Raw genomic sequence first — 5,985 nt, 5'->3', positions numbered from 1 at the left:
ATACAGTGAGGAGGTAAAAGTACAATATTGAAGGTATTAAAAGTTAGTTACAATACGTGTTTTAGAGTTTCTAAAGACAGTATTTCTCCAACATTAGGAGGGATAATTTCGAAGGAAAGAATAGGTTTGTTTGATTGTTCAATCAAATCTACAATTTTCATTATGGATCACCCCGGAAAAGATATAATAAAACATTTGTTCAATTTTAACATATCAGCAAGGAAGTGTCAACAGTTAATGAGCTGTATAACAAAAAGGGTGGAGAGATCTCCACCCTGTAACTATTATAAAATTCACATCTTGATTTTAGAACTCTGATTATTTCTGAATTTTTTACCTATTGATTAATAATTAACCGTTTTACCTCTCTTATAATTTACCGCTGCTTGTGCAGCTGCTAATCTAGCGACTGGTACTCTGTATGGAGAACAGCTGACATAATCCAATCCTACTAAGTGTGCAAACTCAATAGAATCTGGATCTCCACCGTGCTCTCCACATATTCCTACCTTCAATTTTGGGTTAGTGGATCTTCCACCATCCAAAGCAAGTTTTATTAATCTTCCAACGCCTTCTCTATCGATTTGTTGGAAGGGGTCTTTTTCGTAGATACCTTTTTCAATATAATCTCCAATGAATTTTCCATAATCATCTCTTGAAAAACCTAAACCAAGCTGTGTAAGATCGTTGGTACCAAAGCTGAAGAAATCAGCCTCTGCACCAATTTGATCTGCAACGACACAGGCCCTGGGGACTTCGATCATTGTTCCAATTTTGTATTCTAAGTCTACGTTGTTTTCTTTTATTAATTCGTCAGCAATCTGCTTAATAGATTCTTTAAGGATGGTGAGCTCTTTAACGTTTCCAACCACTGGGATCATTATTTCCGGTTGCACCTTTTTACCTTCTTTTATTAAATCTATAGCAGCCAAAATTATAGCTTTTGTTTGCATCTCTGCTATTTCTGGGTAAGTAATGGCTAATCTTACACCTCTGTGACCCATCATGGGGTTGAATTCTTCTAAATCTTTAACTATGCTCCTTAATTCGTCTTCACTGATTCCAATCATTTTTGCAACTTCTTTTATTTGTTCCTCGCTTTCTGGAACAAATTCATGAAGAGGTGGATCCAAAAGCCTTATTGTAACAGAAAATCCTTCCATTTCTTCAAACAATCCTTTGAAGTCGGATCTTTGAAATGGTAAAAGTTGCTCTAACGCTGCTCTTCTTTGTTCTTCTGTTTTTGAAACGATCATAGTTCTCATCTTGTTTATTCTTTCTGGCCCAAAGAACATGTGTTCCGTTCTACAAAGCCCAATTCCTTGAGCGCCAAATTCTCTTGCAACTTTCGCATCTCTTGGAATATCTGCGTTTGCTCTAACCCCTAAAACGGAAACTTCGTCTGCGTACTCAAGCAATACAGAAATATCACCTGCTAACCCTTCTGGTCTAACTGTTTTGATCTTTCCAGCGTAAACTTTTCCTTCATTTCCATCGATGGAAATCCAATCGCCTTCCTTTAATTCTACTCCATTAGATTTTATAACTTTATTTTTTAAATCGATGACTATATCTTCTGCTCCAACAACAGCTGTTTTACCCATTCCTCTAGCAACGACGGCAGCATGAGAAGTCATTCCTCCACGTGAAGTTAGTATTCCTTCTGCAACGTTCATACCGCCAACATCTTCGGGGGATGTTTCGGGTCTAGCAAGAATTACTTTTTCACCATCTTTTGCCAGCTTTTCGGCATCGTCTGCGCTAAAAACAATCTTTCCTGTAGCAGCACCAGGAGATGCGGGTAATCCTTTTCCAATATACTGGGCATTTTTTAATTCTTCGAGATCGAAAATAGGATGTAATAATTTTTCTATATCTGCCGGTTTAACTCTCATCACTGCTTCTTGTTTGTTTATGAGACCTTCTTTAACCATATCCACCGCAATTTTAACAGCCGCAGCAGCAGTTCTCTTTCCATTTCTTGTTTGAAGCAAATATAATTGACCTCTTTCAACTGTGAATTCTATATCTTGCATGTCCCTAAAATGTGTCTCCAATTTATCCATAACCTCAAGTAATTGGTTATATACTTTAGGATTGATATTTTTCAACTCATCCAAACTTTTTGGAGTTCTTATACCGGCAACGACATCTTCTCCTTGTGCGTTGGTGAGAAATTCACCGTAATATTTCTTTTCACCAGTGTTTGGATCTCTTGTGAAAGCCACACCTGTACCGCTGTCTTCTCCCATGTTACCAAAAACCATAGCTACTACATTAACAGCTGTTCCTAAAAGACCTTGTTTATCCATTTCATTAATTTGTCTATACTTTATAGCCCTTGGATTGTTCCAACTACCAAAAACTGCTTCTATAGCAATCCAAAGCTGTTTCATAGGATCTTGTGGGAACTCTTTTCCTTCTTCTTTGTAGAGTTTTTTGTATAATTCAACAACTTTTTTAAGATCATTCGCGTCTAATTCTAAATCTTGTTTTACGCCTTTTTTGTTTTTTACTTCATTAAGGGCGTCTTCAAATTTTTCATGGGGAATACCAAGTGCAACATCACCAAACATTTGTATAAATCTTCTGTAAGAATCCCAAGCGAACCTTTCATTGTTAGTTAGTTTGGCCAATCCCTCGACTGATTCATCGTTAAGACCTAAATTCAATATAGTATCCATCATTCCAGGCATAGAAATGGCGGCACCAGACCTTACTGAGACCAAAAGAGGATTTTCGTTGTCACCGAATTTTTTACCTGTAACATTTTCAAGTTCCCTCATGGCTTCTTCAACAGTTGATTTAAGATCTTCTGGGAATTTTCTGTTGTTATCCCAATAATATTTACATACTTCTGCTGAAATAGTGAAACCCGGGGGTACTGGCAAGCCTAAAGATGCCATCTCTGCTAAGTTAGCACCTTTCCCTCCAAGAATGTCTTTCATTTTTGAGTTACCTTCTACTCGGTTTTTATTCCACACGTATACATACTTTTTCCCCATCTTTTTACCTCCTATCAGATTTTATGAAAAAAATTATAATTACAAAAAATCTATGATGATTAAATCATCACACTTTGTTCAATTATATTCTAATTACTTTTTTTCTACTTCTCATTTGGGTAAAATTTAACATACAATTTTAATAATTTAAAAAGCCTCTTCTCTTACTAATTTAAAATTCATAGGTTTATTTGAATCGTCTATCAATAGATAGGAAATCAACTTTTTTTTGATGAACTCATTTCTATTTATTCCAAAATTTCTATTTACCATGAATTTCCATGTTCCAGTATTAATATAAACTTCTTTTGGTCCTCCGTTTTTTATAATATTAAACGATGCTCTATGGTTATGACCCATAACTATTCCCTTTACTTCCCCTTTAACAAAAGAAATATCTTGATCATAAAACCCAATAAGATATTCTTTTGGTATATAGAATTTTTCGTTCAAAAGCTCTTCTGCATTCATTAAAAGAGAATTTGAATTTCTCATACTTCTGAAGAACATTCCTACCCTAACTATAGCTTCGCCTAATTTCATTCCCCCTAAGTTATTTATAAATATATTAGATAGAATATTTACGCCTGGAAAATTTATTTTCATCCACTTTTTTACCTGAGGGGTCTTAATTAATTGTGTAAAAATTTCGATCCATTTGTTTTTTAAATTATATTTTAAATCATATTTTTCTTTTATAACATCCAACCACTTGAAGACATCTAACTGAGGATAAATATTTTGATAATCAGAAAAAAGCTCAGCAGGTAGAATTTTCCCAGCAACTTTCCCAAAATTATAGTTCATGTATTTGTTCATGTACTCTGCAAATGGGGGAATAAGGTTTCCATCTTTATCTTTGCTCAATCTGTTGACTATATCGAACTGATTACCATGTATAACAAATAATCTAATATTTGGATCATAATAATAGGGTAAAATTTCACAATTCTCAAATACTTCTTTGATCCTTTCATTTATTTTTTGATTCAAAAGAATGTAATAATCGTGGTTACCTGCGATATAATAAATTTTATGTTTTTTTGAAAATTTTTGAAACTCTTCGATCAGCTTTTCATGGCTGGCAAATATTGCATCTATTAAAGACGGATCAAATTTTTCAGCATATTCAAAAGCTGTATCCATTATGAGACCATCATTGATTAAGTTGGATAACTCGAAAAAATCTCCGACGACAAATAACTCATTGTTTTCTCCATCAAGATCACGTAGCAACTTGATTAATCTGTCATCGTATATAAAGTCATCAGATTCGTTACCTAATCCGATGTGTAAATCACTTAGAAAAACCTTCATTTGGTTTCCTCCAGCAGATTTTTTCCAAATTCCGAAGGTAATTATAACACATACATTTTCCCCTTTTTATAAGATTTATTAAGAATATATGAATATCAAATTCGACTTGCATAATGATAAAATGTGTGGTATAATTTAAATACGACAAAAATTATCGGAAATTAATCTAATCATGGAGGTGTAATTATGGCTTTTGAATTACCAAAATTGAGTTATCCTTACGATGCGCTAGAACCTTACATAGATGCAACAACAATGGAGATTCACCATACTAAGCATCATGGAGGTTACGTTAAAAATTTAAATGCGGCTTTAGAAAAATATCCTGAATGGGCAAGTAAAAGTATAGAAGACATTCTCAAGGATTTAGACAATATACCAGCCGATATTAGAACAACAGTAAGGAACAACGGAGGTGGACATTACAATCATTCTTTATTTTGGACAATAATGGGACCCAATGGTGGTGGTAAGCCTTCTGGAAAGTTAGCTGAAAGTATTGATAAGACCTTTGGAAGCTTTGACAAATTTAAAGAGGAATTTTCAAATGCAGCAGCAACAAGATTTGGAAGCGGATGGGCTTGGATGGTTTTAGATAACTACGGGCATCTTTCAATTCTATCCACCCCAAATCAAGATAACCCGATAATGTACAGTTTGAAACCTGTGTTGGGCTTGGATGTTTGGGAACACGCTTATTATTTGAAATATCAAAACAGGAGACCAGAATACATACAAGCTTGGTGGAACATAGTTAATTGGGAAGAAGTTGGTAAAAGATATGAAATGTTACTAAAATAAAGGATAGTAGAAGAAAAAGGTCTCGGTTGCACAGGCAACCGAGATTGCTTTTTTACTTTTGGGAATTTTCAAAAAGTTTTGTCTTTTGTAGACCGAATAACACTATATATGCAACGAGAATTCCTACGGTGAATTGTAAAACATTCCAAGGTACCTCAAAAATAGGCATCACCCAATTACCAACTATAATTCTACCTGCAAAAAAGTATCCTATAACCATCCATAAACCAGCTATCATACTTCCCATCAAATTACCTAGTCTGAAAAGCGTTGAACCCTTTCCTCTAAGGAACAACGAAATTAGTATTATGGCTATTGGTATTGCTAAAAGAATAATGTTGATTAATCCCCTAGCGTTTAATAAAAAATTTTCTAACTCTTCTATACTTTCGTACCCCAATTCATTCATTAGGTTGTTAGTCAAAGGAGATGTTGCTAAATTCGCTATCAAGTTTTTTAAAAATAAGGAAAGAGTTAAGGAAAAAGCCAACCATATACCTATACTTGAGAGAAAAATCGTAAGTTCTTTTTTGCCCGAATATTTGTTTCTATAACTATCAGAAACCCATCCGACTAAAGCCCCCATAACGGATTTTATAATCAAAGTGGGTATAGCCCAATAAGCATAACCTCCAACCAAATCTGCCAAAGCAGAACCCAATCCTCCTGCTAAGGCTCCAACCCTCCTACCGAACAAAATCGCTGAAATGAATATCATGCTGTCTCCCAAATGTACGTAACCCCTTGTGAATGGCACAGGAACTTTTATCGCAAAGGTTAAAACAAAAACTAAGGCAATCATTATACCAGAAATTGCAACATCTTTCGTCTTCAATATAAATCCCTCCTCGTATAATATGTA

4 protein-coding genes are annotated in these 5,985 nt (G+C 34.6%); 1 reads left to right on the top strand and 3 read right to left on the bottom strand.

Annotated elements, in window-relative coordinates; genetic code table 11:
- Positions 1–344 precede the first annotated feature (344 nt).
- On the bottom strand, positions 345–3,005 hold the full coding sequence (gene ppdK, locus AA81_RS02200) for a pyruvate, phosphate dikinase (protein ID WP_103898055.1): 2,661 nt from the start codon (positions 3,003–3,005) through the stop codon (positions 345–347).
- Between the two features lie 147 nt (positions 3,006–3,152).
- Positions 3,153–4,322: a metallophosphoesterase gene (locus AA81_RS02195; RefSeq protein WP_103898054.1), complete on the bottom strand. Its 1,170-nt coding sequence runs from the start codon at positions 4,320–4,322 to the stop codon at positions 3,153–3,155.
- A gap of 186 nt (positions 4,323–4,508) precedes the next feature.
- On the opposite strand from AA81_RS02195, the gene AA81_RS02190 reads away from it, so the two are divergent.
- Positions 4,509–5,123, top strand: a complete 615-nt coding sequence (locus tag AA81_RS02190) for a superoxide dismutase (protein WP_103898053.1) — start codon at positions 4,509–4,511, stop codon at positions 5,121–5,123.
- A gap of 52 nt (positions 5,124–5,175) precedes the next feature.
- Here the strand turns inward: AA81_RS02190 and AA81_RS02185 are convergent, their stop codons facing one another.
- On the bottom strand, positions 5,176–5,958 hold the full coding sequence (locus AA81_RS02185) for an ECF transporter S component (protein ID WP_211292630.1): 783 nt from the start codon (positions 5,956–5,958) through the stop codon (positions 5,176–5,178).
- Positions 5,959–5,985 lie beyond the last annotated feature (27 nt).

It is taken from the genome of Petrotoga halophila DSM 16923 (assembly GCF_002924615.1).
Note: the sequence above shows the minus strand (reverse complement) of the source record. Positions and strands in the feature narration are given on the sequence as shown.